The sequence below is a fragment of the Pseudovibrio flavus genome (genome assembly GCF_009711345.1).
In the GTDB taxonomy this organism is placed as follows: domain Bacteria; phylum Pseudomonadota; class Alphaproteobacteria; order Rhizobiales; family Stappiaceae; genus Pseudovibrio; species Pseudovibrio flavus.
In genome coordinates, this window is the sequence record NZ_SMMA01000055.1 from 14,216 (window position 1) to 40,326 (window position 26,111).

The window sequence follows — 26,111 nt, forward strand, 5'->3', positions numbered from 1 at the left end:
TAGCCCCCTCAAAATTTGAGGGGGCTATTTTTTAGCTCTGTCGGCTGTCACGTTCCTGCGCTATTCAGAAATCTCCGGTTGCGTCTCTTTATGAGGGAAGGGTATCACCTGAGTTATGTTGCAAAAACTTAAAGGCACGGCATTGGCGATGGAGCTGACCGCAAGCGAAGGAAACCCTATTCCTGCAAACAGCACCGTTGGTTCGGTAAAGACCAAGGATGGTGTTTCGTTGCGGTGGGCACGTTTTGCCCCAACCGGTGGTGGCCTGAAGGGCACTGTCACCTTGGTGCAGGGGCGCGCAGAATTCATCGAGAAGTATTTCGAGGTGATCAGCGAGCTTCAGGCACGCGGGTTTTACGTTGTGACCTTTGACCTGCGCGGGCAGGGTGGCTCTCAACGGCTGTTACCAGACCCGCTTCGTGGCCATGTCGATAGTTTCGATGAATATGTCACCGACCTGCTTTGCATCATGGAAGAGGTTGTGCTGAGCAATTGTCCAGGCCCGCATTATCTTCTTGCCCATTCCACGGGCGGTGCAGTTGCACTACTGGCGCATAAGCGCTTGAAGACCATGATTGATCGTGCGGTCTTCTCTTCCCCTCTCATTGAGCTTGAAATGAACAGGCGCGCTCTTCGTGCTAGCCGTCTTTTGGCCCAGTCTCTCATTTGGATCGGCATGAATGGGCGTTATGTACCGGGCGGCAACAGCAGCCTCTACTGCGATTTTGAAGAGAATAAGCAGACAAGCGACGAACGCCGCTTCAAGCGCATGGTCGATATTTTGAAAGAAAATCCGTCGCTTGGTGTGGGTTCGCCGACGATCGGCTGGTTCCATGCCTGTTCGCGTGCTCTTGCCAAGTTCAAAGAGGAGCGGTTCGGCTTCAGCCTCGACGTACCATCACTTGTGATTACTGCCGGTGCCGACCGCATCGTTTCCAGTGATGCGGCCGAAGAGCTTTGCAGGACGAGCCCCGCGCTCGGCTTTTTGCAGGTCCGCGGATCCAACCATGAAATCATGATGGAGCGCGACTGGTTCCGAGAGCAGTTCTGGGCCGCGTTTGATGCGTTTATTCCAGGCGCTGGAGATTAGCGCCTATTTAACCTGCGACAGTTCCTTGAGTAGTTGGTCGTGCAAGCGTGGATCGCCAGATACCACGACACGGCCACCGTTTTCGCAGTTGCCACCGGTCCAGTTGGTAACGAGAGCGCCTGCGCCTTCCAGAATTGGAATAAGGGCGTGGATGTCATAGATCTGTAGGCCGGACTCAATCACGCAGTCAGCGCACCCTGCCGCAACCATCGCGTAGCCATAGCAGTCTGTGCCATAGCGGGCGAGGCGAACTTGCCGTTCGATGTTGTCATAGGCTGGGCGCTCGCTCTCGGTGAAGAGGGTAGGCGTTGTCGTGAGCATGATCGCTTGGGAAAGGTCTGAGCAGCTACGCACCTTCAACTGGCGCTCGCCTACGGGGCCTTTGTACCAAGCTGTTTGTGTGTCTCCCCAGTAGCGCTCACGGCCATATGGCTGGCTTAACATGCCTAGCTGTGCTTTGCCCTTGTGGCGCAGGCCGATAAGAGAGCCCCAAAGCGGAATGCCCGTGATAAAGGCGCGTGTACCATCTACAGGGTCAAGAACCCACACGTTCTCACTGTCTTCGTTCATGCGGCCGTGTTCTTCACCGATGATGCCATGGTCTGGATAGCGCTCGTTGATGAGAGCACGGATGGCCAGTTCAGCATCACGGTCGGCAACGGTCACGGGGTCGAAGCCTTGCTCCAGCTTGTTGTCCACGCTGAAACCACTGCGGAAATGCTTCATGGTTTCGTTGTCGGCGGCGTCTGCAAGCTCGTGAAGAAACTCAATAGGAACGGGTGTGTTCAGCATGGGATCATGCGCCTTGAGATTAAGAGGATGTTGTAGGCGCAACCTAAGCGGAAAACGGTGAGGGGTAAACGGCTAAGGCAAGGATTAGAGGCGACCCTCTGGAAAACGATGAGGGAACCTAAAAGTCAGGCCACTTCAAAGCCGGATTTGCTGTGCGGGCAGGAGTGCAGGGTAAGCGATCTCCACGACTGCTCTTCTCTACCCCAAGTTTATACTGGAGTGCGTAAAAGCCCTTGACAATGCTGCGATGCAAACTAATTATATTGCAGTGCGGTATTTATACCGCTTCGCCCTCCTTGGGCGTTTCCTCCCTAGACTTTTGGCCGCCGATAGAATGGGCGGCCTTTTTTTTGGAAGGATGCCGGTTGAGGTTTACTCAGCAGCGGCTGCAAGCGAGCCAAAGTCTGTCAGGCCGTAATGCATAAACTCGTTTGCAAAGCGGAACAGACGCTTCTTCACATCTAGATGCCCATCGTGCAGGCGATGGTTTTCCTCATCCATGTACAGGGCGCGATTCACCTCGATCTGCAGCGCATGGATGTTTTTGGCCGGTCTTCCATAATGCTCGGTGATAAAACCGCCAGCGTATGGCTTGTTTTTCACAACGTGGAAGCCCAGGTCGGAAAGAATCTCGTAGGCTGCGTATGTCAGCTCCGGCGCGCAGCTGCTGCCATAGCGATCCCCTAGAATGATGTCTGCCTTCTTGCCGGTTACCTTAGCCTGAGAGCAGGAAGGCATGGAGTGACAGTCAACAAGGATAGCGTGCCCGAATTTTTTCCTGCATGCGGAAAGTTGGCCAAGCAAAACAGCATGATAAGGCTTGTAGAGCGTATCAATTCGCTCCAGCCCTTCTTCCACCGGAATACGGTGGCGGTAGACCTCACGCTTCTCGCTAACCACTTTTGCGATGGTTCCAAGACCGTAGCCAACGCGCAAAGAACGAGAATTAACGTAGCTTGGCAGACGGCCAACAAACATCTTCGGGTCCAGCTCATACGGTTCCCGATTCACGTCTAGATAGACACGAGGGAAGTTTGCGCTGAGTAACGGAGCGCCCAAAGACGGGACGTCAGCATAAAGCAAGTCGAGGAAGGCATCTTCAGAGCGGCGGATCTGATGGTGATCCAAACGCGATGCTTCCACAAAGCTTTTAAGGTAATGGCGGCCGGAGTGCGGAGAATTGAAAACGAACGGTACACGCCAGTAAGAAGGAGCAGTCAGCTCAAACGGCTCACACTGTTCAGCGTGAGATGGATGGCTGTTGTACTCTTCAACAATCTTCATTTCTTGTGCACTTTGTCTTGCCGACAAACGACGCCTCCCTTTTTGGTTTAGTTGTCATGCCTGCAGAGCGAAGGTAATGTCCACAGTTGGTTGGCTTTCAAATCAAATACTAGTGATTCTATGTATATTGTCGAGCCTACTAAGTTATAAGATGAAATTCTGACAACCTCAGGGTTGTTTATCGTTACCTCATACGACGGATTGGTACTAATAGATGTCTCGAATTCTGCTTGCGGAAGATGACAATGATATGCGTCTGTTCCTAGCCAAGGCTCTTGAGCGGGCCGGCTATGACGTTGTCTCATTCGATAATGGCCGGAGCGCGTACGAGCGGATTTGCGAAGAACCTTTTACCTTGTTGCTAACAGATATAGTTATGCCCGAGATGGATGGCATTGAGCTTGCGCGCAAAGCAACGCAGCTCGATCCAGACTTAAAGGTTATGTTTATTACAGGTTTTGCGGCTGTAGCGCTGAATCCTGATTCCAAAACGCCAAAGGATTCCAAGGTCCTTTCCAAGCCATTTCACCTAAGGGATCTGGTTCAGGAAGTGGAAAGAATGTTGGTAGCCTAAGAAATTCAGGGCTGATGTGGAAATAAGCCCGCTTTTTTTGAATTTGGCCTTGCGCCGTTTCAAAATAGCCCTTATACGGCTCTCCACCGCAGCAAAACGGGCCGGTAACGGTTCGGCTGCAACGAAATTAGGGCGTGTAGCTCAGCGGGAGAGCACTACGTTGACATCGTAGGGGTCACAAGTTCGATCCTTGTCACGCCCACCATTTTCGGTGAGATACGGCATCCGGGATACGTCTCTCACTCAGATGCCTCGATACATTACCTGCGCCGCGAAAAGTGAATTGCTTTTATGCTGCGCGGAGTGTTATCAGGGGTTCCATCGGCGCCTAGGCGCTATTTTTGTTGGCGGATCATGCTTGGTCAGGGTCCAAAGGAAATCATCCCGACCAGGGGAAAAGACAATGAAGATTAAGAACTCTCTCAAGGCTCTGATGGGTCGTCATCGTGAAAACCGCATGGTTCGCCGTCGTGGTCGCGTATACATCATTAATAAGAAAGCACCTCGCTTCAAAGCTCGTCAGGGCTAATATAAAGAGCTAAGGCTCTTTTGAAGTGACCCGCTTTTCTTAGGGTTGAAGACCGCATTAGGAAGTGAGATGCTCTCCTAATGCGGTTTTTTGCGTTTGTATCTTGTGTTGCATCTCTACCGCTTCGTTCCTTACGAGAACGAAAGGCGATGTCCTATTCCCTCAAAGCCAAGTTTGTTGCGTCTACAACGGTCGGTCTTTGCTGCCTGTTAGGTGGTTTAACGGCCGCTGGAGCGAACGATGGCGTTCAATTGCCCGATCCTCGGGTTATGCCTCCATCCTTGGAGGAATATGGCCAGCATCCCAATCTTGAAAATCCGATTGAAGAGGATGTGCCTCCTGCTGAGGGGGAAGGGGAGGCTGGTGCCGGCACAACGCGCGCGGACCTTCTAGATAAGCTCTTCAATGATTTGCGAGACGCGGATGAGCAGCGGGTTGCAGAGGGCATTTCTGTGCGGATACAGGGGCTTTTGCTGCATTCAGGTAGTGCTACCGCCGATTTGCTGATGAAGCGCGCTGGTGAGGCTATTCGGGCGGGTCAGTTACCATTGGCGCTAGATCTGCTTGATGGCGTTATTCGGATCAAACCGGAGTTTGTCGAGGCTTGGAATCGCCGTGCGACTGTTCATTACCTCAGAGAGGATTACGGCAAGGCGATTGCCGATATCGAGCGCGTACTTGTTCTGGAGCCGCGCCATTTTCCTGCTCTAACGGGCTTGGGTATGATCTTGCGGCGGATCGAAGAGCCCGAGCAGGCGCTGGATGTGTTTGAGCATGTGCTCACCATCAATCCCATGCAAAAGAGCGCTCAGGAGGCTATTAAAGAGCTTCGTGTGACCCTCAAGAAGCAGCCTATCTAACCTTTTGTGAAGCTAAACGAAAATACCCCCGCAAGTTGCCTTGCGGGGGTATTCAATCGATTAGATTGTCGGCAAAAAATTAGTGTTCTTCGCCAACGAATGCGATGCGCAGCATATTTGTAGAACCTGGGGTGCCGAAAGGAACACCAGCGGAAACTACGATACGCTGACCTGGCTGTGCGAAGCCTTCGCGAGCTGCCAGTTCACATGCGCGTTCAACCAGATCCTGCTCGTTTGCTGCATCCATGGAAGCAACGCAGTGCAGACCCCAGCCGAGGGTCAGGCGACGTACGGTTTCAGCTTCTGGAGAGAAAGCGATGATCGGGGTGCTTGGACGCTCACGGGAAGCGCGCAGAGCGGTAGAACCGGAAGCGGTGTAGCTAACGATAGCTGCAACGTCGAGGGTTTCTGCCACCTGTGCAGCTGCACAAGTAATAGCGTCGGAGCCAGTGGATTCTGGTTCGTTGCGCTGTGCGTGAATGATGCCGCGGAAGTGGGTGTCTTTTTCCACTTCGATAGCGATCTTGTTCATGGTCGCAACAGCTTCTTCAGGGAACTGACCAGCAGCAGATTCAGCGGAAAGCATAACTGCGTCAGCGCCTTCAAACACAGCAGTTGCCACGTCGGACACTTCTGCGCGGGTAGGAACTGGAGCGGTGATCATGCTTTCGAGCATCTGGGTTGCTACAACAACAGGCTTACCTGCTTTGCGGCAAGCGCGGATCATGCGCTTCTGCAGACCTGGAACCTGTTCCAGAGGCATTTCAACGCCAAGGTCACCACGTGCAACCATGATAGCGTCGGACAGCTCGATGATTTCTGGGAGACGGTCGATAGCCTGTGGCTTTTCGATCTTCGCCAGAACGCCAACGCGGCCCTGAGCAACTTCACGTACTTCTACGAGGTCTTCTGGACGCTGTACGAAGGACAGAGCAACCCAGTCAACTTTTGCTTCAAGAGCTGCAACGAGATCCTTGCGGTCTTTGTCGGTCAAAGCGCCAACAGGGATTTCGGTGTCAGGGCAGCTTACGCCCTTACGGTTGGAAAGCTTGCCGCCCACTTCAACAATGGTTTCGCAGCTTGCAGGGGATGCTTTGGTTACGCGCAGGCTGATTTTGCCGTCGTCGAGAAGAAGGCGGTGACCTACTTCAAGGCTGCCCAGGATTTCTGGGTGCGGCAGGTAAACGCGGGTAACATCACCTGGGGTGCTGTCAGCGTCCAGAGTGAAAGTTGCGCCGTTTTCGAGCATAACTTTCTGGTCGCCTTCGAAAGTACCAACACGAAGCTTTGGTCCCTGCAGGTCAGCAAGAATACCGATTGGACGGCCGACTTCCTGCTCAACTTCACGAATGGTGTTAACGAGGTTGTTAAGCACTTCGTGGCTGGAGTGACTCATGTTGATGCGGAATACGTCCGCGCCAGCGAGCCACAGCTTCTTGATCATGTCCTTGTTGGAAGAGGACGGGCCCAGGGTTGCGAGGATTTTGACCCGTCTATTGCGCTTCATTGTCCACCAGTTCCTTGTTGTATTGGCTCAGTCAGCTGCACAGTCCAGCTGCTCTGCTCGTTAGTGTCTATTTCGAAAAAACCAACGCGCTCGTATCCGCGAGCAACGCAGTTCTCAATTCCGCGAATTGTGAACTTCTTCTGGCGTACACACATGTACGCCTTTCCGCTCCATTCGCCAATCTTTTCATTGTCCGCAGCGTAAATGTAATAATAGCGGGCCTGAAGATCGCCGGGAATAATGGTCTGGCAATCGGCTTTGCCTAGCTCCCACCAACCTTCGGTGACCCATTCGCCGCTGTCGTTGTAACCAATTGCAATGCTTACCGAACCCTCCGTCTTGTTACAGACGCGGAGGTCAGCTCTGGCCTCGCCAGGCGCGCCGAGCCAAACAAAACCGGCAGCGCCAATCCCGATCATCAGGTTTCGCGCCCAGGAACTTTTTTCAAATTCTGGTAGTGTTTTGCGTTTGATTGGTTTCATCTGCAATCTTTTAACTGCGACCAAAGGATAGTCTAATGGTCCGAGAACGCTCTATTGTCAATGGCGCGCTGAGCATGCCTGCAAAGCTACGCGCGGCACCTAAAAACTGGAGCTGCTCTATCAAAATACGAAAGTCGGGTTACGCTATTAGTGTACCCGCATGAAGGCGGCATTTGTATGGTCTAAATTTTCCGCCAAAAGCGCAAAAAATGCATGTTTTGAGGTTTTCTGTAGGAACCAACAGGCTGTTTTGCGGCACTGAAGGTGTGGTTTGGTTCACATCTGGTAACGGAAATTCTCAAAGGGATCGTTCCGCCTAGAAATGCTGCGACGTCGGCAGAGCTTTGTTTGTGTTCGGGGCTTGAATTGTTGGCTACCATGTCAGTTATCAATATATTGCTGTTAGTTCCATATGTTAGCGGCAACATGAAGTGTCGCTCAGTTGCGCTGTTGCAATCTCAGTGGCGTGAGAAGTTCGATGGGTAACGATCGGTACTCCTCGTTTGGTGGAGTGATCGTAGCCCACGGAGCTATCATTTAGTGAACTAAAGTGGTCTGATACTTCTGTGGTATATGCAAGAAACTCCGTATAAATGACTCTAAAATCGCAGATATATTAGAAGATCCCTCGTTAAAAATAGGTATATTACCATAGTGGCGTTTTGGCGCACAATTTCCCGCAATCTTCCGATTTTCCGAGCAACGGGCGTTGCGAAAAAAGAGTGCATAAATTGCGCCTTTTAAGATTCTAGCTAGCAGTTTGACCCGCGCCGCAGGGGCACCCTTGGAAGAGGTGAGGGGCATGTTCGATATCTGCATGGATTGCCTAGGAACTAATGCAGGGCGTGGATGAATAATTTTTTCTTAGGCTGTGAAGCTTGGCGATAAACCTGTTCAATCAGTTGACCCTCAGTCGTGGATCTGGCAGGCAGTGCCTCAGTGTTTTTGTGAGACTTAACGTATTCAAAGGAAGTCATAGATGTCTGATAACGGCGGAGTAGCAGCAGACCAGCTGCGTTCGTTCATTGAGCGTGTTGAGCGTTTGGAAGAAGAAAAAAAGGTCATCTCTGACGATATTAAGGACGTATACGCAGAGGCTAAAGGCAACGGTTTCGACGTTAAGGTTATGCGCAAAATTATCGCGCTTCGTAAGCGTCAGCCACATGAGCGTGAAGAAGAAGAAGCGATCATGGACCTCTATCTGCATGCTCTTGGCATGGCAGGTGTCGCCGCCTCCGATAGCTAATCGGTTGCCTATTACGGCAATAAAAAACCCGCCATGTGGCGGGTTTTTTTGTATCTGCCGACTGCGATGGGCGTTCTAGCTTGGGCCCACCGTCAGTATGTAGAGGTGGTTTTAAGCCAAGTGACAGCATTGCCAGAGAACGCGCCAGATGTCGGGATCTGATTGGTGCTCGTATTAAAGCCGTTCGCTACGATTGTGTTCACTGCGGTGGTTACTTCGCCAAGATCTACCTGATTTGGATGGTAGAGGTGGGCGAGGTTCCAATCCCGTTCAACCTGATCTCCGCTCAGCAATAAAGTGGTGTTCGCGCCCGGTCTTGCTGTGAAGTGAGCCATCGGGTCCAGATTGCTACGCGTTTGCGTTTGTGCCTGCGCTTTTGCAGGTTCTGCGCTGCCAGTTGATGCAGTTTGCAGTGCCGCCATGCTTTGACGCGGATCGGCCGAAGCAAGAACAACCGGTGCTTCAGCGTTGGCCCCTGTGCCTTGATCATTCGTTACAAGGTCAATGGCGCCTATAGCATCTAGAGGTTTACGCGGCGCGCGGAGGATCGATGGATCAGCGTTATATGCGCTGAGCGCGGCGATCTGCGTTGGCTTTGTTCGTGGCTGCGCGATGGAAGCCAAGAGCGTTGGGGCAACTTCTTCCTGCGCTGCGGGTTCTTCTGCAACAACGGTGCGCTCGGAACCTGGTTTAGCGTAAGGAACAGCTGCTGCCAGCTGGACCGGTGCATTCGCTACCGCTTCAACCTCTACAGCTTCTGGAGCCAGTTGAGCCGGCGCAGGCGTTGTCGCCGCTACCTGCTGAGTAGATGGCGGAAGTACGATTGGTGTTGCTGCCGCAGGTGTTTGGGCTTGCGGCTGAGCTGGTGCTTCGGCACTTGCCAGAACGACTTTGGCTTTCGGCGTTACGGATACCGGTTTGTCTGCTTCAACGCGGCGGCCCGGATCTTCCTGACGGCGGCGAGTTGTTGTCTTCGCGCTGTCTTTTTCACCGGAGTTGGAGAACAGGCGCTCAAAGAACGTTCCCTTGTTGTCCTTGTCACCGGAGTTCGGGCTCACGCGTTGATGCTTGGTACCAGAATTGTCGCTGCTGCGGCGAGCAGTGCGGATGGAGGTGTCGCTGGTGTTACCTTTGCGGTTAATTTCTGCAAGGGTTTCGCCGTAGCGTGCCATGCGGCGGCCATCGGACGGCACGTGGATGGTGTCGCCGCGTGGGAACACTTTAGCAAGCTCGGAGCGGGACATGCGCGGCCAGTGGCGCACGGTGCCGGTGTCCAAGTGCACAAACGGAGTATTGGAGCGCGGGTAGAAGCCAACACCGCCAACATGCTGGTGTAGGCCGTAGTCGCGCAGGCGGCGCGTGTTAACGCCCGGGATGAAGAAGTCCATCGCCTTGCCTTTGGTATGCTGGCTGTTTTTGGCAACGCCGCTGGAGCGGCTGCGCAGCATATTGTTGGTCTTGGGCGAGCGGTAGGACGAAACGACGTGGATGTACTCTTTGGTCTTTGCCTTTTGGTAGACCTCCCAAACCACGTCAAAGAGTTCAGGGTCCATCTTGGTAGGCTCATTACGACGCCAGTCACGGAGAAACTGGTTCAACTCTTTCAAGCCAGAGCGGACATAACGACCGTTCTTTTTGAAGGTGATCTCTGCTTTCTCACGAGTATGGGTATTGTAGAGCTTGAGGGTTCGGGTTTCTGCGCTAGCATAGATGGACGATGCCAGCACGAAGGTGCAGCCCAGTGTTGCTATTGCAGCGAAATATGCACTTCTGAAACTGGCCAGTGTGAAGTGCCCGAGTACTGGCAGGTTACGCAATTCGAACTCGCTTTCTAGCGTCTATCTGAACTATAGCCCCATGCCCATTTAGATGCTTCAAGGTTAATGAGCATTTACCTCGCTTTCAATTAGGGTGAGATAGTTGCAAAACCGCCACATGCCAAGAAAAACCGCAGATTTCCAGTGTTCTGGATAGGCAAAACCCCACATACCGAAGGGATATGTGGGGTGTCTATCTGTGGATAATTGTGTTTTACGGTGATTTATAGAAGGCCGAGCGCGTCAATTGTTTTCTGATTGTGGCCATAGATGTCTGGCCTGCGCTGCAATTTGCCTTGGTCATCTACAAAGGCCGTAAAGTAAGTGATGTGAATCGGGAAGTTTGTTTGCAGGTTCACACGGGTTTCGCGCTTGCCAACAAGGCTGCGGATATAACGGCCATTCAGCTTTGGCTGGAACGACATCAGCGCATCTGCAAAGTCCATCGGGTTACGAACGCGGACGCAGCCGTGAGAGAAGGCGCGCTCAGAGCGCTTGAACAGCGACTTGGACGGTGTGTCGTGCAGGTAGACGCTATGCTTGTTAGGGAACATGAACTTGATGTTGCCCAATGCATTGCCGCGGCCCGGACGCTGGCGAATACGCAGTTGCTTGAAGGTGACAGCATCCCAGTTAACACGCTGTGGGTCGATAATGCGACCCTTGGCGACGACCTCGTAATTCCCTTTCGCAAGGTAGGCGATCGGGTTTGGACGCATCTCCGGCAGCAATTCTTTTGAAGCGATGGAGTAAGGCACGTTCCAGTATGGATTTACAACCACGTGGTCCATGTTGTCTGAAAAGACCGGCGTTTGGTTGGCAGGTTTGCCGACGACCACGCGCTCTTCATAAAGGGTGAAATCTTCCTGACGAATGCGAACTAGGAACTCCGGCACGTTCACATGAATGTAGAGGTCGCCCATATCGCGAGGCATCCAGCGCCAGCGCTCCATATTAGCAATAACATCATGGATCGGGTTGCCGGTGATGCGGGAATTGAGAGCGAGTAGGGAGCGGGAACCAACAACGCCGTCGCTGTTCAGGCCGTTATCCTTCTGGAACTTCTTAACTGCCGCTTCCAAATCTGCGTCGAAGACCGCTTCCGTTTCGGGGGTAGATGGTACCTTCAATCGCTGGCGAAGCAGGGCAACGCGCTCACCTTTTACGCCCAGCTTGAGCAGTTTGCCGGTCGGAATCTCAACAAGCTCTTCTGTTGCCGGTACGCCTGTGCGCAGGACCTTCAGCTGCTCCTTGAGCAGGCGGTACCCTTGATGTGGCGGGTTGTAGGCTGCAAGAACGGAGGCGGGATTGGCGGAGACAGCAAGAGCCCGCAAAGCGTCTAGCGGATCTGGGCGCTCAGGGTTCTGGGTGATGTTCTTAGAGATTTTCTTCGGCGAGATCCGGCCACCTTGCGCATCTTCTGCATACATCAGAGCAGATTCAGTTATCTGAACTTCAGCGGCCGCCAGTTCAGCTAGGGCGGCAGTGCCAGTAGCGTTGAAATCCGCAGGTGGGACAGGGTAGTCCGCCGGATTTAAACCTTCATCCTCAGCCGCTCTTAGTACCTCAATGACTTCCAAAGCCAGAGTGTTTAGCTCAGTGCCAGTAACCCAGACCGGCTGGAACCCGCGCTCTTCATAGAACAGTTTGGATGCTGCACGGTCTCTTTTATGGCGGAAGGTTTTGGTGCTCGCCGCTTGCTGTAAGACAGTTTCAAGCTCTTGAGCCATAGGTGAAAGGGGAAGGGCGCTTTGCTGATCAAACTCAGTCATTAAGTCAGGGAAAGCCGCATTGGCACCTGACAATGAGACGAAGGAAGCCAGACCTGCCGCAATGGCAAGTCGGCGCAAAACACCGCTAGACCGCATTTTCTTCCACCCTGTTTTAAAAGTTCCGACCCTTCTCTATCGTGGCCTTATCATGATTTTTACTTATATGTAATCTCTAGTAGTGCTCACATTATTTTGTACTCACTGGTTTCTGTGCGCATTCGAGTTTTGCCTCGAATTACGCCAGCTCCAGTCTGCATTTCACGCGTGGTTTACCAAGGGTATCCGTATGGAAACCCCGGTATCCGCGTTATGCTGCACTCTGGTCGGAGTTGTCCTCCAAGCCGTATTCTTTGAGTTTCCGGTAAAGCGTTGAACGCCCAATGCCCAACCTCTTGGCGACCTCAGTCATTCGCCCACCGTAGTGGGTGATTGCCAAGCGGATCATCTCTTCTTCAACCTTCTCCAGCCTGCGCGTATGGCCGCTGTCGTCCAGAGAGCGCATAAAGCCAAACGGCGGCTGGTCCGCGCCAAAGCCAGAACTAGCCTCGGCTTGACGGAACTGTTCGTCCTGCTGTTGTTCAACAGAAGGCCCATTTGTAGCGGTAGGGGAAATAGAAGCGGATGCAGGTACCAGCGACTCCATACCAACTGACTGGGCGATCTGCGGAAAATCATTAACTGTTAGTTGCGCACCATCGCACAAAACCACAGCCCGAAATACTGCGTTTTCCAATTGGCGAATGTTACCAGGCCACTCGTAACGCTGGAGCATATTCAAGGTTTCTGCGTCGCAGCCGCTGACCTGAGGCTTTTTCTCCTCGGCCGCAAAACGGGCAACGAAATGGCGCAGTAGCTCAGGAATATCTTCCAGCCTGTCTTTCAGTGGCGGTATCCAGATCGGAAAGACATTCAGGCGGTAATAGAGGTCTTCGCGGAATTTGCCTTCCTTAACCTGCTCCATAAGGCGGCGGTTGGTTGCTGAGATCAGGCGGAAGTCCACTTTAACCGGCTTGCGTGCGCCAACAGGGTCAACCTCTCCCTCCTGTAAGGCGCGTAGCAGCTTTACCTGAACGTCGAGGGGTAGTTCACCCACTTCGTCCAGAAACAGTGTGCCGCCGTTTGCTTCTTGAAACTTGCCGATATGTTTGTCTACCGCGCCTGTAAACGCACCTTTCTCATGGCCGAACAGAATGGATTCCACGAGGTGATCAGGAATTGCTCCGCAGTTTACAGTGACGAACGGCTTGCTGCGGCGATCGCTGGAGCCTTGAATAGCGCGGGCAATCAGTTCCTTACCAACGCCGGATTCCCCTTCGATAAGGATCGGAATGTTGGAAGCGGCAGCGCGTTCGCCAAGGCGGAGCACACGGTCCATGGCATCAGAACGGGTGACAATGTTTGCGAAGGTAAGAGTGCCGGAGGACTGGCTGCGAATTCGGGTGATCTCGTCTTCAAGCGCTGAGACCTTTAGCAGGTTATTGATGGAAACCTGAAGGCGCTCCGGGCTGATCGGCTTAACGACGAAATCCTGCGCACCGGCACGCATGGCTCCAACAACGGTGTCGATACCGCCGTGGGCTGTTTGCACGATTACGGGGACACCGTTCTTGGCCTTGCGCAATTCTTGAAGAACCGCGATGCCATCCAGCTCCGGCATGACCAAATCAAGGATAACAAGATCAATCCGTGCGGACTGCGGACCATTTAGAATAGAGAGAGCCTCAAGGCCGTTTTCTGCGGTTTTCGACTCGTATCCAAAGCGTTTTAGTGCCTCCTCAAGAAGGCGACGTTGAACCGGATCATCGTCCACTACCAGAATACGTCTGCCCATGACGCGCCTTCCCTCTCAGCTAAACTTTCATGTGTGCTGTGCCATTACGGGCCATCCTGCGTCGAATTTGGTAAACAAATTGCCCCCTATAAATCCAAGGAGAGTGAAAACTCGCCATTGGACATGTTCAATGTCACGTCATATTTAATAGAAACGAAGCCAGTCGTTTAAAATTGGCGGCGAAATCATAACCAGACTTTGGGTCAGCACATCGATGAGAACAACATTGCCATCCATTCCTTCCTATGCCCTCAGTAACGGTGAACCGGTCGCTAGCGATGCAGCCCTTGGCGCATTGCCGAATTGGGACCTTACTGCCCTTTACGCTGATATGGACGCGCCTGAGCTGCGCGCCGATCTAGAGCGTTGCAAGACCGATGCCGTTGCTTTTGAAGAGCGTTACAAAGGAAAGCTGGCCGAGATTGCAACTCGTTCTGGCGATGAGCTGGCAGCGATTTTAGCTGACTATGAAAAGCTCGAGGACCTGATGGGCCGCATCGGTTCCTTCGCGGCGCTCTCCTATACTGAAAACACCACGGACCCGCAGCGCCAGAAGTTTTACGGCGATGTGCAAGACAAGCTGACTGCTGCCAGCGTGCACATGCTGTTCTTCGTGCTGGAACTTAACCGCATCGAAGACGCTGTTTTAGATAAAGCAGCTGAGTCTGCAGCGCTTGCTCATTATAAGCCTTGGCTTGAAGACATTCGCATGGAACGGGCGCACCAGCTTGAAGACCAGATCGAGCAGCTTTTCCATGAAAAGCACGTTACCGGCGCTGGCGCGTGGAACCGTTTGTTTGACGAGACCATTTCTGCATCCCGCTATGAAGTAGATGGGCAGGAACTGGCTATCGAGCAGTGTCTCAACCTGCTTCAGGACTCTGATGGCGCAGTACGTGAGAAGGCAGCTGCTGCGCTTTCCAAAACCTTCGCCCGTAACCTGTCCGTCTTTACCTTGATCACCAACACGCTGGCCAAGGATAAAGAAACCTACGATCGCTGGCACAAGTTTGATGATATTGCCGACAGCCGCCACCTTTCCAACCGTGTTGAGCGGGAAGTGGTTGATGCTCTCGTCGAGGCTGTTCGTGAAGCGTACCCGCGCATCTCCCACCGCTACTACGCAATGAAAGCGAAGTGGTTGGGTATGGAACAGATGAACTTCTGGGATCGCAACGCGCCGCTGCCGAAAGCCGATACCAAGGTCATCCCATGGGACGAAGCTCGCAGCACCGTTCTTGAAGCGTATGGTCGTTTCTCTCCTGAACTGGCCGGTATTGCAAAAGACTTCTTTGATAAGAACTGGATTGATGCGCCAGCACGTCCGGGCAAGGCGCCAGGTGCCTTTGCTCACCCGACCGTTCCATCTGCGCACCCATACATCCTGCTGAACTATCAGGGCAAAATCCGCGATGTGATGACCCTTGCTCATGAGCTGGGTCACGGCGTTCATCAGGTTCTAGCCGCGCCGAATGGTGCTTTGATGGCACCAACTCCGCTCACCCTTGCTGAAACCGCAAGTGTGTTTGGCGAGATGCTGACCTTCAAGGATCTGCTGGCAAAAGCGGAAACACCTGAGAAGCGCAAGATCATGCTGGCCTCCAAGGTTGAAGACATGATCAACACCGTTGTGCGCCAGATCGCGTTCTACACCTTTGAGCGTAAGGTGCATGAACTGCGCAAAGAAGGTGAGCTAACTGCCGAACTGCTGGGTGAAATCTGGCTGGGCGTTCAGGAGGAAAGCCTTGGCGATGCCATCAAGCTGAATGAGGGCTACGAGAACTACTGGACCTACATTCCGCACTTCATCCATTCACCGTTCTACGTTTATGCCTATGCGTTTGGTGACTGCTTGGTGAACTCGCTTTATGCGGTTTACGAAGAAGCTGAGGATGGTTTCCAGCAGAAGTACTTCGAGCTTTTGAAAGCGGGCGGAACCAAGCACCACAGCGAGCTTCTGGCGCCGTTTGGTCTTGATGCAACCGATCCTGCGTTCTGGCAGAAGGGCCTTTCTGTCATCGAACGTTTGATCGATGAACTGGAAGAGATGGATCAGGCAAGCTAAGGCTACCTTTCTCTAGGATTAGAATTTGAAGGGGCACCCATTGGGTGCCTCTTTTTTGTTGGTCTGAAGGGGCGCGTGGTTTCAACCGTAGATGTATTGCTGAAGTGGTTCGGATTAATTATACGGCGTATAGATAATTCACTAGGAGCCCACTATGACAACTGGCCGCGTTTTCATTGCGACAAGCCTTGATGGCTATGTTGCCCGTAAAGATCACTCTCTCGATTGGCTCATGAAGCAGCCACAAGGGCCGGACGATACTGGGTATGAGGCCTTCGTTGAAACAATCGATGGTCTGGTAATGGGCCGTGGGTCCTATGAGACTGTGAAGGGCTTCGGCACTTGGCCCTACACCAAGCCTGTTGTGGTGTTGAGCAAGACCTTGTCGCAGAGTGATGTTCCGGCCGAGTTACAAGATAAGGTGCGCACTGTCGATCTTAGCCCGAAGGCAGCAATGGATATGCTGCACGCTGAGGGCTGGACGAAAGCTTACGTTGATGGTGGCCGTTTGGTGCAGTCTTTCATGCGCGAAGGGTTGATTGAGGAACTGGTGATCACCACTATCCCAATCCTCATTGGTCAGGGTATTTCTCTCTTCGGTGAGCTACCTCAAGATATTGATCTGGAATTGGTTTCTTCAAAGGTCCTAAATGAAAATATGGTCCAGTCCCATTACCGCGTAGAGCGTTAGGCGAGGCTGAACCATGGCTCGACCGAAAAAGCAGGACAGCACCTTAAGCCGCGAACGTATCTTGGTTGCGGCTCTAGCCTTGCTCGAGGAAAATGGTGCCGAGGCGCTGACCTTTCGCGGCATAGCCAAGCAGATGGGTGTGACCGCCATGGCGATAACCCATCACGTTGGGACACGGGAAGAACTGGTGGCATCACTTGCGCGAAAGGCCTTTGAAGAACTGCAGTTGGAATTCAACGCGCCGACGCCTCAGCAACGCATTAGGGATATGCTTGGTGCCTACTGTGAGTGGACGCTTCGGTATCCGCAGCTCATGCGCTGTGTCATTCTCAACCCCGCAAGCCTTGAGGGCGTTGCGGGGGAGTTTGACGCATTGCTTAGGCGCGAATTGGAGCAGAGCGGCGTTGCGGCTAGCGATATTCAAACCGTGGTGAGCGTTTTGATTGATTACACTCACGGTTTCGCAATCGCCGCTACAGGCTCGCGGACTATTGTATCCACCGCAACCGAGAGGCTTGGCATCGAGGAATTCTTTGCTGGCATCAACTGGGTGCTTGGCCGTCTAGACGCTTAGTGCATTTCTAGAGTGAATATCAACGGCGCCGTTTGAACATCGCTTCCAGTTGCGCTTTGGTAATTGTGTTGTTTTCTTCCTGAAGGCAAAGGGCGAGGGGCTCAATCATGGCACCGCTGCCTGCTGCCTGACGGTTTTTACCGCGCAAGTCCAAGCGGGAAAAACACTCCTTCAATTTGTACTCAGAGACGCCGAGGGTGTCGGAGAGGGTCGCAAGGCGGTTGCCTGCGCGCTGGGCATCGGCAGATGTGATGAGCATCGCCGCAATTGGCAGGCAGCAAAGAATCGGGATGGTTACTTTTTTAGCATTGTCGAGTTCCACAGTTGGTCGTTGGCTATTAACTACTGGAAAAATGGTCTTCGAACTGTCTGGAAGGTGTAACGGGCTGTAACCGCTCAAAAGGGATTGCCTGTATTGAGAAAAATATGACCTCGGGCGGCTGTTTTTGTCGCCAAATTCATGTTCCAGCATTGAGGATTGGGGGGCATCCTGCTAAACCCTGCGCAGAACAGACACACATACGAGGATAGGCATGATCCCGCGCTATTCGCGACCGGAAATGGTCGCCATCTGGTCCCCTGAATCCAAGTTCCGCATTTGGTTCGAGATTGAAGCCCATGCTTGTGATGCGCTGGCTGAAATTGGTGTAATTCCAGCCGAAGCTGCAAAGACGATCTGGGAAAAAGGCGGTCCTGCCGAGTTTGACATCGCTCGTATTGACGAGATCGAACGTGAAACCAAGCACGACGTTATCGCATTCCTTACCCATCTGGCAGAAATCGTAGGTCCGGACGCACGCTTCGTGCATCAGGGCATGACGTCTTCTGACGTTTTGGACACCTGCTTCAACGTTCAGCTGGTAAAAGCTGCTGACCTGCTTCTGGCGGATATGGATAAGCTGCTGGCAGCCCTGAAGCGCCGCGCTTACGAGCACAAAGACACCGTAACCATCGGTCGCTCCCATGGTATCCATGCTGAGCCGGTCACTTTCGGTCTGAAGATGGCGCAGGCCTATGCCGAGTTTGACCGCTGCCGCAAGCGTCTTGAAATTGCTCGTGAAGAAATCGCGACCTGTGCAATTTCCGGTGCTGTTGGTACCTTCGCAAACATTGATCCGCGCGTTGAAGAGCACGTAGCTAAAGCGCTGGGCCTTGGTGTAGAGCCGGTTTCTACGCAGGTTATCCCGCGTGACCGTCATGCGATGTTCTTCTCCGTACTGGGTGTGATCGCGTCTTCCATCGAGCGTCTGGCTGTTGAAGTTCGTCACCTGCAGCGTACCGAAGTGCTTGAAGCTGAGGAGTTTTTCTCCAAAGGCCAGAAGGGTTCTTCCGCAATGCCGCACAAGCGCAACCCTGTGCTAACCGAGAACCTTTCCGGTCTGGCTCGCATGGTTCGCGCCTACGCTATTCCTGCAATGGAAAACGTTGCCCTGTGGCATGAGCGCGATATTTCGCACTCTTCCGTTGAGCGTATGATCGGTCCTGATTCCACCGTTACTCTCGACTTCGCGCTGGCACGTCTTACCAACGTAATGGACAACCTCGTTGTTTACCCAGAGCGTATGCTGGGCAACATGAACCGTCTTGGCGGTCTGGTGCACTCCCAGCGTATTCTGCTTGCTCTCACTCAGGCTGGTTGCTCCCGCGAGGACGCATACCGTCTGGTGCAGCGTAACGCTATGAAGGTTTGGGATAGCTATCAGGTGTCTGGTGAGTCTAAAGTAGACTTCCTGACCGAACTGCTGAACGACGAAGACGTACGCAAGTACCTTTCTGAAGAGCAGATCCGCGAACGCTTCGATCTTGGCTACCACACCAAGAACGTTGATGTGATCTTCAAGCGCGTTTTCGGTGAGGCATAAGCTCATGATCTAGTTGATGAGGAAAGCCCATGAAACTCTATGGCCTGCGAATTTTTGTAGATGATCTTGCTGCGGCAAAGTCTTTTTACACGGAGGCACTGGGCCTTCCTCTCAATTGGGAAATGCCGCATTTGCATGCGTTCGGCGTTGCATTGGACAATGCCGAACTCATCATCGAGCTGGCTCAGGATGAAGAAGAAAAGTCCTGGACAGGTCGGTTCGTCGGCGCTTCTTTGGAAGTTGACGACATACACAAAACCCATGATTGGCTTAGGGCCGCTGGCGTTGTCTTTGTTATGGAACCCACCAAACAGGAGTGGGGCGGTGTGCTGGCACACTTCCATGACCCGGCTGGAAACATCCTCACATTGTTAGGCACGCGGCAAGAAACATAGTCCACTCTATGGTTCGGACTATTCGAGCGTTGGCGATTTAACCTCAATCGCCCTAACGCTAACGATCTTTGTTTTCCTGCATGTTCTTATTGGTGAAGCGCCAGAGCTTCATTCGGAATGTGCTTTAGAAATGGAGATGTCATTCCATGCGCCTTGCGATTTTATCTGACATTCACGGCAATCTTGCCGCGCTGGAAGCTGTAAAAGCAGACCTTGAGGCGTATGCGCCGGACGAGGTCGTTAATCTGGGTGACTGTGTTTCTGGTTATCTGTGGCCGGAGGAGACGGCTCAGTTTCTTATTGCCGAGCGATGGCGCACCATTGCCGGAAATCATGACCGTTATTTGAGTGACCGCTGTGCCCACAAGATGGGGCCAACGGACCTTAATGCGTGGGGTGAGCTTACGCCCCAGTCGAAGGACTGGTTGCAGCAATTACCGCAAAGCATGGAACTCGATGGCGGGGTTCTTTTGTGTCACGGTACGCCGACTAGCGATAATGATTATCTGCTTGATACCAAGGAAAATGGTATCTGCTGCATTGCTACGCCAGAAGAGGTCGAAGCGCGCCTAGGTGACGTTCGCTTGCCTCTTGTTCTGTGTGGTCACTCCCATATTCCCCGTGTTGTGATGGTTCGTGGAGGGCAGTTTGTGCTTAATCCCGGAAGCGTTGGTTTGCAGGCCTTTAGCGGCAAGAGCGCGACTTCTGCCAAGGTCGAAAATGGCAGTCCGCATGCCCGTTATGCTATTGCCACCCGCGTTGGGACGCGCTGGACCTTTGAACACCGAATTGTCGAGTATGACTGGGATTTGGCAGCCAAACAGGCTATGAGGAACCAACAAGGTGACTGGGCTGGTGCGCTTAGAAGCGGATTTTTCACACCGCTGGAGATACCGCCACAAGCCCGGAAAGACTTTATTGAGGCCCCATATGAAGATTTCTGAAGTCGATATTCTTATCGTTCCCGGTTGGAAGGGTTCCGGACCGGACCACTGGCAGAGCCGGTGGGAAACCAAGTTGAGCACTGCTCGCCGTTTGGAGCAGGACGACTGGATGGAGCCGCATCTGGAAGCATGGGCCGACAAGCTCGTAAGCGAAGTTGAAAAAGCAACTAAACCTGTTGTGCTTGTTGCTCACTCGCTTGGTGTTGCCACGGTTGTTCATGCCGCACCGCGCCTTCAACATTGGGTTAAGGGTGCGTTTCTGGTGGCTTGCCCTGACGTGGATGATAGCCGCTTTATCGACGATAACGGCGCGCCAGAATCCATGAAGTCGTTCCACCCGCTGCCGTCTTCGCCTCTGCCGTTCCATGCTCGTCTTGTTGCAAGCCGCGATGACAAGTACTGCACGTTTGAACGTTCAGAGCAGCTGGCAAAGCTTTGGAACGCCACCTTGCAGGATGCAGGTGAAGCGGGCCACATCAATGAAGAAAGCGGAAAAGGCCCGTGGCCGGAAGGCCTTCTGTCCTTTGCGCACTTCATGAAGGCACTGGGCTAAAGTTCTAGATACTACGGAAATATCCCTATTAATTTTGTCCCTCTCGTCGCATTGTGCGCGGCGAGGGGGATTTTTATGTCGAGATTCGCTTACACGCCGTACGATGGATCGAAAACGCCGTTTACAGTTGGTCTTGAGCCGCTTGATCTTGCGCACTGGATTGAGCCGGACCGCTTCTTAGCCAGCCACCTTGCTGAAAAAGCGCGTCTGTTTGCCGAACGGCAAGACAAGGTGTTTGCAGCAGAAGAGGGAACACACGCTGCACAGCAGGAGGTTCTCGACCTTATTGCTGCACATGTGCTTAAGCAGTTTCCGCAGGACTATTCCCGCAGTGATAACAGCAGCATAAGCATCCGCTCGACAGGCGGGAGGATCGACCTTGCGAGTGCAGAACCGCCGCTGCTTACCGCTGCAAAGCTGGTGCAGGAAGATCTTGTTTTGATGCGCGCGGGAGAAGACGGCTATCGCCTTGCTGCTGCAGCGCTTTGCTTTCCCTCCTCATGGGCGCTTCTTGAAAAGTACGGCCGCTCCATGACGCAAATCCATGATGGTGTGCCGGATTTTAACGGTGCCCGCATGGGGCAAATGACCCACCGCATTTTCGAGCGCTTGGCGGTAGAGCGCCCCGTATGGCGGCTCAATTGGTCTCTTTATCCTGACGGAGCACTACACAATCCGGTTCCCCGTAGGATCGCGCCGTTGTCGGCGGATCGAAGCGTTGATGAGCTGCTTGATACCATCCACTTGCGGGTTGAAAAGCAGAGCTTGCGGCGGCTGCCTGAAAGCGGCGATATTCTTTTCATGATCCGCATCTACCATGATCCGCTGCGGCAGCTGGCCGAGCAGCCCAACGCGGCAGAACTAATTGCGGGCTTAAAGCAGCAACTGCTTGGTCTAACCAAGGAGCAGCGCGCGTATAAGGGGCTATGCGATAGTCTGGAGAGCGTCGTTGTGTGTCTTGATGCTCTCGCGGACGGCGTGAACGAGACATCTGCTGATCAAAACAGACAAAAGGTTTGCGAATGAGGGATCGCGAAACAAATAGATTTTCGGCCCGTGTTGGCCGCTATGCTCGTGTTGGCTCCAACATGAGCGGTATTGCCGCTAAGCTTGCCGGCGCAAAGCTGTTGGGTAAGGATCTGGATAAGGCGAAGAATGCTGAAGAGATCGCGGCAGCGCTTGGTGACCTCAAGGGGCCGATGATGAAGGTGGCGCAGCTGCTTTCCACAATCCCCGATGCGGTTCCGCCGGAGTATGCCGAGGCGCTTGCAACACTGCAAAGCAACGCTCCGCCAATGGGCTGGGCCTTCGTAAAGCGGCGCATGCGGGCAGAGCTGGGCGCTGACTGGCTGAGCCGGTTTGGCGAGTTTGACCACGCGCCATCAGCGGCAGCGTCTCTTGGGCAGGTGCACAGGGCAACAACGCCTGATGGGGAACCGCTGGCGTGTAAGCTGCAATATCCAGAGATGGATAGCGCTGTGGAGGCCGACCTTTCCCAGTTTGCCATGTTGCTTTCCCTTCATCGGCGCATGCGCCCTGCCATCGACACCAGCGAGATTGCCGAGGAGATTTCCGGTCGCTTGCGGGAAGAGCTGGACTATGAGCGCGAAGCAGCGCACGCCGCGCTCTACCGTTCTATCCTTGCAGCTCATGAAAATATTCGCGTGCCGAAGGTTCATGCCGACCTTTCCACGCGGCGGCTTTTGACCATGAGCTGGCAGGAGGGCAACTCACTGCTTTCCTACAAGGATGCGCCGCAGGAAGTGCGCAACAGACTAGCGCAGACAATGTTCGAGGCGTGGTGGTATCCATTTAGCCATTTTGCCGTCATTCACGGTGATCCGCATTTGGGCAACTACACGGTCTTTGAAAAAGACGGTGAAGCTGCGGGAATCAACCTGCTGGATTATGGCTGCGTTCGCATCTTCCCGCCGCAGTTCGTGCAAGGGGTTGTCGAGTTGTATAGAGGTCTTCTCCATGACGACGACGCCCGCATTGTTTCTGCCTATGAGCTTTGGGGCTTCCAGAACCTATCGCGTGAACTGATCGATGTGTTGAATGTCTGGGCACGGTTTATTTACGGCCCGCTGCTTAGTGATCGTACCCGATCCATTGCCGATGGTGTTTCACCTGCCGCATACGGGCGGCAAGAGGCGTTCAAGGTTCATCAGGCATTGAAGGAGCTGGGGCCTGTGCGTGTGCCGCGCTACTTCGTGTTTATGGATAGGGCAGCTATCGGCCTAGGCGGCGTATTCCTGCATTTGCGGGCAGAGCTCAATTTCTTCGCCCTCTTTAACGACCAGATCGCCAACTTCTCCAGCTCTGCAGTAGCACGCAGACAGGAGATGGCGCTTAAACGAGCGGGAATCTCCGAGGCGGTTTAAGCGGCGTGATCAGTGGGGTTTGCAGGCTACCAACAGCAGGTTGGTAGTGTGTACCAAGGTTGCGTTGCGTCGGCTTGCTGCTAATGATAGATGTTTGCTACGTGAATTTACTATTAGGGGGTCATATGTCCGAGGGGGGAGTTCCTGCAATGGACTATAATGAACACGAGCGGACCTACGAAGGCTTCATCAAGTTTTCTATTGTCGGCACACTCTGTGTGATTGGTGTTGTAATCTGCTTGGCTATGTTTGGCTTTGGTGGCACCGCCGGCACTGTACTGGGCTCTATTATGCTCATTCTCAACCTTGTTGCTGCCGGCATTGGCCTTGCCTCTAAAAAGAGCGCGAGCAAGATCCCTAGCATCGTTCTTGGTTTGACAGCGGTCGCGGCACTTTTCACCGTCGTTTAATTTCGCTGGTTGATGCTTATTATAAGCCGTGGCTCCGGCGGGAGCCGCGGCTTTTTCGTTCGCATAACTACAATTGCGTTCGTGTTAGGTCTTTGTTAACCATCCCCGCAGAAAGGTTTAAATGCCTTTCATTGTCTTGCGTGGTTAAAAAGATAAATGCCAAAACACTCCACCAAGCGGTTTGCCGCTGCGCTCGCTTTTTCCCTTTCTGTTGTGCTGGGTACTACAGCTGTTGTGCCGGTTGCCCATGCTTTGCCTGCGGAAATAGGCAGCCTTGAAGATGTGCTGCGCAGTGAGGATATTATCGGGCGCGGTGCCAACTATCAGGTGGTGGCGCCAGTTCGCCTTAAAGGCACATTGCTTGAGTATCAACTGCAAACCAACTACGGCCGTTTCACCGTTCGCGGTACCGCTGAGCTGCGCAAGCGTATTCAGGAAATGGGTGCAGTGCAGCAGTTGGAACATACCGACTGGGCGGAAAATGCAGGTGAGGGTGTTGTTGATGCCGTGACCCGGCCAATCGGGTTCCTTGGCAACCTTGTCACTAAGCCGGGTGAAACCATCAGCAACAGTGTAGAGCGTGCTGGTAAAATGGTGGGCGGTGTTGCTACCTCGTTCACACAGTCCTCAACGGATAAGTCCCCGCCAAGCGGCAGTGATGAAAGCGCTGGCGAGAAAGTTGCCGCTGCTGTTGTTGGCCGCGAAAAAGCCCGCCGCCGTATCGCTGTAGAACTGGGCGTTGATCCTTACACCGAGTTCCAGCCGATTTCTGACAAGCTGGATGAAGCGGCTTGGGCGTTTGCCTCTTCTTCAACCGCTGTGCGTGTCGCGACCTTCTTCATTCCGGGCGGTGTGGGCGCTGTCGTAACCGGCGCTTATGCGACTTCGGGAATCGGCCTGATGTTGGTGGAAAGCCCGACTGTTGCCGACGAAACCATGCGCCGCTCTCTCATGAGCCTTGGTATCTCCAAGGAAACGGCCCATCGCTTTGTGACCATGCCGGCGATGACACGCGGTGAGAAAGCTATCTTCGTTGGTGCTCTTCACACGCTAGGCAAGCGCGATACTACGGCAGAGCAGATCAACCTGTTCCTTTCATCCAATCCGAATCCAGATGCTGCGAACTACATGGTTATGTCGCTGCTGATGGCTGCGCAGTATGACAAGCATGAAGCGCCTCTCAAGAGTTTGAAAATGGAGCATGGCGTTCCGGTTGGCGTTACTGCCGCCGGAAAGCGGATTGCTTTTGTAGCAGCAGACCGCGTTGGGTTCTCCGACCGCCAGATTCAGGATGCAGATTACTTGATCAAGCAGATGGCAGCGTCTGCGCATGAAGGGCAGGTGGAGCTGCGCGTTCTTGGTCTTGCAAGCAGCAAGCTGCATGAGCTTTCATGGAACAGCGGCGCCTTCATTCGCGAACGAGCCCCGTTGATTAAGGTTCCGGAATTGACGCTTGAATAGCACTGCAAAACGGGGAGCTACTGCTCCCCTTTTTTGTAGTTTGGCTAGGCATTTTTCGCCGCTTCCCATAGGGTATGCGCAAAGCCAGAGGTGATGGGGAATTTGATGGCGCGAAAGATTTGGATCGGACTGCTGCTTTCAGCAGTGTTTACAGCTACCCATGCCAAGGCAGAGGCGCTTGCGCCCTATAAAGACGAGCTTTTTAGCTATCCATCGGTGCTTGAGCAGGCCGATAACGGCCAGTTTGTGCGGGTGGATTATAACGAGATGCGTGACATTAACGGGCGTGATGCAACGCCTGTTGTGCAGGCAAAGCGCAAATACATTTCCACCAAGCCAAGTTGGCATCAGCGTGATGCGACCTTCAAACAGGGTGAGCTTCGTCTGGACTATTTTCGCGTTGGAAAGGCTAATGCGAAGACACAGGTGATTACCATCTATCTCCATGGCAAAGGCGGCTCTCGTCTTGATGGGGTCAAAGATGGCAGCTTTGGCGGAAACTTCAATCGCATCAAAAACTTGATGATCCGCAACAAAGGCGTTTATCTCTCCCCCGACTTTAGCGATTTTGCCGATACAGGTCAGCGTGAGCTCTCAACCTTGATCGCGGCCTACGCAGAAAAAGCGCCAAATGCCTCGATCTTCCTGTCCTGCGGTTCTATGGGTAGCTTACTCTGCTATCGCCTTGCCAATGAAGAGCGAGCAAGCCGTCATATTGATGGCTATCTGATCCTTGGCGGTTCATTGGATGAAAGCTTCCTGACCAGCCCAGCCTTTGCGCGCAAGGTACCGATCTACTTTGGTCATGGAACAAAGGACATCGTTTACCCGTGGCAGCAGCAGGTTGGCTTTTACAAAGCTATCCGCGCTAAGGATGACACCTATCCGGCAAGCTTTGCGCTATTTGAAGCGGGAACTCATGGCACGCCGATCCGCATGACTGATTGGCGGTTGGTGCTCAATTGGATGATGAGCCAGCCATAAGGCA

General features: G+C 53.3%; 25 protein-coding genes and 1 tRNA gene. 18 read left to right on the forward strand and 8 right to left on the reverse strand.

Going from position 1 to position 26,111, the window contains the following annotated elements; all coding sequences use genetic code 11:
* The first annotated feature begins 115 nt into the window (after positions 1-115).
* Positions 116-1,090 carry an alpha/beta fold hydrolase gene (locus tag E1162_RS04675; protein WP_257098674.1) on the forward strand — a complete coding sequence of 325 codons (975 nt, stop codon included), beginning with the start codon at positions 116-118 and terminating at the stop codon, positions 1,088-1,090.
* 3 nt (positions 1,091-1,093) lie between these two features.
* Here the strand turns inward: E1162_RS04675 and hisN are convergent, their stop codons facing one another.
* The gene (gene hisN / locus E1162_RS04680) at positions 1,094-1,882 is read right to left on the reverse strand and encodes a histidinol-phosphatase (RefSeq protein WP_155127562.1); all 789 of its coding nucleotides are present in this window, start codon (positions 1,880-1,882) and stop codon (positions 1,094-1,096) included.
* 372 nt (positions 1,883-2,254) lie between these two features.
* Complete coding sequence (locus E1162_RS04685; protein WP_155127860.1) at positions 2,255-3,166, reverse strand: N-formylglutamate amidohydrolase; 912 nt, start codon at positions 3,164-3,166, stop codon at positions 2,255-2,257.
* A gap of 214 nt (positions 3,167-3,380) precedes the next feature.
* Between E1162_RS04685 and cpdR the strand changes: the two genes are divergently transcribed.
* The 4 genes from cpdR (at position 3,381) to E1162_RS04705 (ending at position 5,129) form a co-directional block, all read left to right on the forward strand.
* On the forward strand, positions 3,381-3,740 hold the full coding sequence (gene cpdR, locus E1162_RS04690; RefSeq protein ID WP_155127565.1) for a cell cycle two-component system response regulator CpdR: 360 nt from the start codon (positions 3,381-3,383) through the stop codon (positions 3,738-3,740).
* Between the two features lie 130 nt (positions 3,741-3,870).
* A tRNA-Val gene (locus tag E1162_RS04695) sits at positions 3,871-3,945 on the forward strand.
* A gap of 198 nt (positions 3,946-4,143) precedes the next feature.
* On the forward strand, positions 4,144-4,269 hold the full coding sequence (ykgO, locus tag E1162_RS04700) for a type B 50S ribosomal protein L36 (RefSeq protein ID WP_155127568.1): 126 nt from the start codon (positions 4,144-4,146) through the stop codon (positions 4,267-4,269).
* Between the two features lie 149 nt (positions 4,270-4,418).
* On the forward strand, positions 4,419-5,129 hold the full coding sequence (locus tag E1162_RS04705) for a tetratricopeptide repeat protein (RefSeq protein ID WP_257098675.1): 711 nt from the start codon (positions 4,419-4,421) through the stop codon (positions 5,127-5,129).
* Positions 5,130-5,208: 79 nt separating this feature from the next.
* Here E1162_RS04705 and pyk read toward each other — a convergent pair whose 3' ends face one another.
* Positions 5,209-6,636: a pyruvate kinase gene (gene pyk, locus E1162_RS04710; protein WP_155127574.1), complete on the reverse strand. Its 1,428-nt coding sequence runs from the start codon at positions 6,634-6,636 to the stop codon at positions 5,209-5,211.
* Positions 6,633-7,055, reverse strand: a complete 423-nt coding sequence (locus tag E1162_RS04715; RefSeq protein ID WP_257098676.1) for a DUF1036 domain-containing protein — start codon at positions 7,053-7,055, stop codon at positions 6,633-6,635. The genes pyk and E1162_RS04715 overlap by 4 nt, the downstream gene beginning before the upstream one ends.
* 1,042 nt (positions 7,056-8,097) lie before the next feature.
* Between E1162_RS04715 and E1162_RS04720 the strand changes: the two genes are divergently transcribed.
* Positions 8,098-8,364, forward strand: coding sequence for a DUF2312 domain-containing protein (locus E1162_RS04720; RefSeq protein WP_155127580.1), 267 nt, complete (start codon positions 8,098-8,100; stop codon positions 8,362-8,364).
* A gap of 92 nt (positions 8,365-8,456) precedes the next feature.
* Here E1162_RS04720 and mepK read toward each other — a convergent pair whose 3' ends face one another.
* The 3 genes from mepK to E1162_RS04735 all read right to left on the reverse strand — a co-directional run bounded on the left by mepK (position 8,457) and on the right by E1162_RS04735 (position 13,784).
* On the reverse strand, positions 8,457-10,181 hold the full coding sequence (mepK, locus tag E1162_RS04725) for a peptidoglycan L,D-endopeptidase MepK (RefSeq protein WP_257098677.1): 1,725 nt from the start codon (positions 10,179-10,181) through the stop codon (positions 8,457-8,459).
* 224 nt (positions 10,182-10,405) lie between these two features.
* A complete protein-coding gene (locus E1162_RS04730; protein WP_155127583.1) occupies positions 10,406-12,049 on the reverse strand; it encodes a L,D-transpeptidase family protein in 1,644 nt (547 codons plus the stop codon).
* Between the two features lie 211 nt (positions 12,050-12,260).
* A complete protein-coding gene (locus E1162_RS04735; RefSeq protein WP_155127586.1) occupies positions 12,261-13,784 on the reverse strand; it encodes a sigma-54-dependent transcriptional regulator in 1,524 nt (507 codons plus the stop codon).
* 214 nt (positions 13,785-13,998) lie between these two features.
* On the opposite strand from E1162_RS04735, the gene E1162_RS04740 reads away from it, so the two are divergent.
* The 3 genes from E1162_RS04740 to E1162_RS04750 all read left to right on the forward strand — a co-directional run bounded on the left by E1162_RS04740 (position 13,999) and on the right by E1162_RS04750 (position 17,114).
* Positions 13,999-15,849, forward strand: coding sequence for a M3 family oligoendopeptidase (locus E1162_RS04740; protein WP_155127589.1), 1,851 nt, complete (start codon positions 13,999-14,001; stop codon positions 15,847-15,849).
* A gap of 154 nt (positions 15,850-16,003) precedes the next feature.
* The gene (locus E1162_RS04745) at positions 16,004-16,540 is read left to right on the forward strand and encodes a dihydrofolate reductase family protein (RefSeq protein ID WP_155127592.1); all 537 of its coding nucleotides are present in this window, start codon (positions 16,004-16,006) and stop codon (positions 16,538-16,540) included.
* Between the two features lie 13 nt (positions 16,541-16,553).
* Entirely contained in the window at positions 16,554-17,114 is a 561-nt protein-coding gene (locus E1162_RS04750; protein WP_155127595.1) for a TetR/AcrR family transcriptional regulator, read from the forward strand.
* Positions 17,115-17,133: 19 nt separating this feature from the next.
* Here the strand turns inward: E1162_RS04750 and E1162_RS04755 are convergent, their stop codons facing one another.
* A complete protein-coding gene (locus tag E1162_RS04755) occupies positions 17,134-17,586 on the reverse strand; it encodes a hypothetical protein (protein WP_257098678.1) in 453 nt (150 codons plus the stop codon).
* 61 nt (positions 17,587-17,647) lie between these two features.
* On the opposite strand from E1162_RS04755, the gene purB reads away from it, so the two are divergent.
* From purB to E1162_RS04800, 9 genes are all read left to right on the forward strand, one after another.
* Positions 17,648-18,976, forward strand: coding sequence for an adenylosuccinate lyase (gene purB, locus E1162_RS04760; RefSeq protein ID WP_155127601.1), 1,329 nt, complete (start codon positions 17,648-17,650; stop codon positions 18,974-18,976).
* 29 nt (positions 18,977-19,005) lie between these two features.
* Positions 19,006-19,371, forward strand: a complete 366-nt coding sequence (locus tag E1162_RS04765; protein ID WP_155127604.1) for a VOC family protein — start codon at positions 19,006-19,008, stop codon at positions 19,369-19,371.
* A gap of 146 nt (positions 19,372-19,517) precedes the next feature.
* The gene (locus E1162_RS04770) at positions 19,518-20,315 is read left to right on the forward strand and encodes a metallophosphoesterase family protein (protein WP_155127607.1); all 798 of its coding nucleotides are present in this window, start codon (positions 19,518-19,520) and stop codon (positions 20,313-20,315) included.
* Positions 20,302-20,868, forward strand: a complete 567-nt coding sequence (locus E1162_RS04775) for an RBBP9/YdeN family alpha/beta hydrolase (protein ID WP_155127610.1) — start codon at positions 20,302-20,304, stop codon at positions 20,866-20,868. The genes E1162_RS04770 and E1162_RS04775 overlap by 14 nt, the downstream gene beginning before the upstream one ends.
* A 75-nt stretch (positions 20,869-20,943) precedes the next feature.
* Positions 20,944-21,894 carry a heme-dependent oxidative N-demethylase family protein gene (locus E1162_RS04780; protein WP_155127613.1) on the forward strand — a complete coding sequence of 317 codons (951 nt, stop codon included), beginning with the start codon at positions 20,944-20,946 and terminating at the stop codon, positions 21,892-21,894.
* Complete coding sequence (locus E1162_RS04785) at positions 21,891-23,252, forward strand: ABC1 kinase family protein (RefSeq protein WP_155127616.1); 1,362 nt, start codon at positions 21,891-21,893, stop codon at positions 23,250-23,252. Before E1162_RS04780 ends, E1162_RS04785 begins: the two co-directional genes overlap by 4 nt.
* Positions 23,253-23,377: 125 nt before the next feature.
* The gene (locus E1162_RS04790) at positions 23,378-23,662 is read left to right on the forward strand and encodes an aa3-type cytochrome c oxidase subunit IV (protein ID WP_257098679.1); all 285 of its coding nucleotides are present in this window, start codon (positions 23,378-23,380) and stop codon (positions 23,660-23,662) included.
* Positions 23,663-23,818: 156 nt separating this feature from the next.
* The gene (locus tag E1162_RS04795; RefSeq protein ID WP_155127619.1) at positions 23,819-25,123 is read left to right on the forward strand and encodes a hypothetical protein; all 1,305 of its coding nucleotides are present in this window, start codon (positions 23,819-23,821) and stop codon (positions 25,121-25,123) included.
* Positions 25,124-25,228: 105 nt separating this feature from the next.
* Positions 25,229-26,107, forward strand: a complete 879-nt coding sequence (locus E1162_RS04800) for an alpha/beta fold hydrolase (protein ID WP_155127622.1) — start codon at positions 25,229-25,231, stop codon at positions 26,105-26,107.
* Positions 26,108-26,111 lie beyond the last annotated feature (4 nt).